At 69.7% G+C, this 2,952-nt stretch carries 3 protein-coding genes; 1 reads left to right on the top strand and 2 read right to left on the bottom strand.

Features of this window, described 5'->3' with window-relative positions; all coding sequences use genetic code 11:
- Both U9980_RS26965 and U9980_RS26970 read right to left on the bottom strand, forming a co-directional pair.
- On the bottom strand, positions 1 to 1,160 hold a 1,160-nt coding region (locus tag U9980_RS26965; protein ID WP_416210411.1), incomplete at its 3' end, for an AAA family ATPase.
- 103 nt (positions 1,161 to 1,263) lie between these two features.
- Complete coding sequence (locus U9980_RS26970; RefSeq protein WP_322770501.1) at positions 1,264 to 2,160, bottom strand: universal stress protein; 897 nt, start codon at positions 2,158 to 2,160, stop codon at positions 1,264 to 1,266.
- A 403-nt stretch (positions 2,161 to 2,563) separates the two neighbouring features.
- Between U9980_RS26970 and U9980_RS26975 the strand changes: the two genes are divergently transcribed.
- A partial coding sequence (locus U9980_RS26975) for a GNAT family N-acetyltransferase (protein ID WP_322770502.1) occupies positions 2,564 to 2,952 on the top strand: 389 nt, incomplete at its 3' end.

A 2,952-nucleotide genomic window follows, 5' to 3' on the forward strand; every position in this document is an offset into this window, starting at 1 on the left:
GTGTGGGCACGCGTGTAAATTCCCGCCCCGACGGGCGCAGTGGCGGACTGATCGGCAGGTATTCCCGCCAGTTCCTTGCGGACGACGTCCGAGCGCAGCAGGACCGATCCGTCGGTGTCGTCGACCAGCCGGGATGCCAGTGTCGACTTTCCGGACGCGGGCAGCCCGCCGACCAGCACAAGGCGCACCCGGCCGCGGCGCAGGTGCTCGAGGGCGAGGTGGGCGAGCGCGCGGGCTTCGTTCGCGGCCTCACGGCTGCCCTGGGCGTGGCGCAGGCAGGCGACCTTGCAGCGGACGAAGGCACGGTAGGCGATGTACAGGTCTGCCAACGAGGCCGGGTGCGTCTCCGCGGAGAACTCGCGGTACCAGGCCAGGAAGGTGGTCGCCAGCTCGGGCGCGCCGAGCCTTTCCAGGTCCATCGCCAGGAAGGCGACGTCGGCGAGGACGTCGCCGATCCGCAGCCGCCGGTCGAACTCCAGGCAGTCGAGCACACGAGGTCCGTCGTCGAGGCAGAAGATGTCGCCGGCCAGCAGGTCCCCGTGCCCGTCCCGCACCCGTCCGTCATGTTGGCGCCGGGCGAGCAGCGGTGCACGTCCGGTCAGGTACCGCAGAGCCATGCGGCCGATCTCGTCCACGCTGTGCGCGTCGAGAAGCGTCCCCTGAAACGGCGCGAGCCCGGCGAGTCCTTCTTCCCAGAGCCCGCTTATGGTCGCCGGGCTGCCTGCCTCGGCGATCTCCGGGGAGGTCTCGCACCGGCTGTGGAAGGCCGCCAACTGGCGCGCCAGCGCACGCAGATATCCGCTCACATCGTCGCCGCGGGCAACCATGGTAGCCAGGCGCCGATTCGCGGGCATCCGCCGCATCACCACCATGTGGTCACATAGCTGGCTGTCGGGTCCTGTCACGTCGGCGACCCCGAGGTAGACGTCCGGGGCGAGGCGCCGGTTCAGCTCGACCTCGGCCTGACATGCCGCCAGCCGGGCCTCGCGGGTCGAGAAGTCGAGGAACCCGAGGTCCACGGCTTTCTTCACCTTGTACGCGCGATCGCCGAGAAAGACCACGACCGAGGTGTGGGTCTCCACGAGCGTCGCGGGCCCCGCCGCATCGCCGCGATCTCCGCTCCCGGTCGGGACCCGCATGGCTGTACTGGTGACGTGCATGAACATCCTCCGGTAGCAGCGGTGCGGCCAGTGCCGCGGTGATGGCGGTGCGGCCAGTGCCGCGGTAGTGCGGTCCTGTACCGCGTCATTCCCAGGACCGGGGTTACGCCGTCGTATCACCGTGGATGACCGCGACCGGGCATGGAGCGTGATGTGCGCACCGGTGGCCCGTCGAACCGAGAAGCAGCTCGGCGAATCCCTCGTGACCGCGGGCGCCGACGACGAGCAGCTGGGCGTCGGCCGCATCGTGGATCAGGCCGGTTCCCGGACTACAGATCATGATTCCGGCGTCGAGGGTCAGATCCTCCAGGTCCGGCAGGGTCTTCAGGGTCTCGTCGAGCACGGCTTGGGCTGCCTCCTCCATGGCCGACCCCTCGACAGCGGTGATATAGCCAGCGTAGATCATCGGCATCGGCATCCAGGCGTGACGTACCCGCAGTGTCACGCCGCGTAGGGCCGCTTCCTGTGCGGCCCATCGCAATGCCTTGATCGAGTTTTCTGAGCCGTCCACTCCGACCAGTACCGGCCGCGCGTCCCGTCCGGTTACGCCCGATTCGCCCGCCGGCTTGGACCGGGCCCGGCGGACAACCACCACTGTGCCCGGTGCCAGGTGAAGGCAGGCGTCGCTGACGGAACCGATGACGGCGCGGCGCAGGCGTCCGGCGCCCCGCGCCCCGACCACGAGCATCCCCGCGGCCGGCACGGCGTCGAGCAGGGCGTCTACGGGGTCGGCGGTCACCACGCTCTCAGTGACGATCTTCCGTTCCGTGGCGTCGAGGACCCGCTCGATCCCCGCGTGCAGCAGCTCCTCTGCCGCGGCCTCGATGTGTTCGGCCCGTGACGATGCGGCATGTTCCCGTACCTCTTTCGGGCACCGGTCGGCGGACCATGCGAATACCGCGCGCACCCCGGCCCCGTGTAGCCGTGCCTCGTCGACGGCCCAGCGCAGCGCGGTCCCCGCGTCCTCGGAAAGATCCATCCCTACAACGATGTCCTTCATGCCCGCTCCTTGCTCAGCTACTCGTGGCCGTTCGGCCACGCAGCGGTTCAACCAGTACGCGTTCCCTCCGACGTTCGTGCCGGAACGCGTGGCCAGCCATGTCGGCGGGTGATGTCGGTCAGTGCACGAGGTTGCGCGCGGCGTCGTCATGGCCTCCCGTCCGCGGAATTCGACGTCCGTGGAATTCGACACTGACAGTGACAGGATCGGGTGCGCACCGAAGAGTGCCACCATGCCTGGGCACGTGGGCCGTTCGTCCCGTGTCACTGGGGACCGTGGAGGTGCCAGGTGGTCCGGGACGGGGTGACCGAGGTCCCTGCACCCACAGGTGGTCGGGACCTGTCTGGCATGGGCCGTCCGCTGCATTCTCAGGAGCTGTGTGCCGGGGGGAGCCGGGCTACCGATGGGAAGAGGTTCGGACGTGTGGAGTGAATGCGACGCGGTCCTGCGCGACGGTGGGATCGTCCATCTGCGTCCCGTTACCGGAGACGACGAGGCCGCACTGCGGGCGCTGCACGAGGGTCTGTCGCCGCGCGCCGCCTATCTGCGGTTCTTCACCGCCGGCCGGGCAGCGGGGACGTGGTATGTCGATCATCTTGTGCGTGCGCCGGCGCCGGATCACGCCGCTCTCGCCGCCCTGATCGGCGGCCGGATCGTCGGGGTCGCCGGGTACGAACGGCTCGACGACCCGACCGGCGCCGAGGTGGCCTTCGCCGTGGAGGAGGCCCAGCAGGGCCGCGGCGTCGGCACGCTGCTCCTTGAACACCTCGCGTCCTACGCCCGGGAGCACGG

This window comes from Protofrankia sp. Cr1, from assembly GCF_963555865.1.
Lineage (GTDB): Bacteria > Actinomycetota > Actinomycetes > Frankiales > Frankiaceae > Protofrankia.

Excerpts from the sequence above, each read along its gene's own strand:
- U9980_RS26970 (WP_322770501.1), bottom strand. The coding sequence starts at position 2,160 with ATGAAGGACATCGTTGTAGGGATGGATCTTTCCGAGGACGCGGGGACC.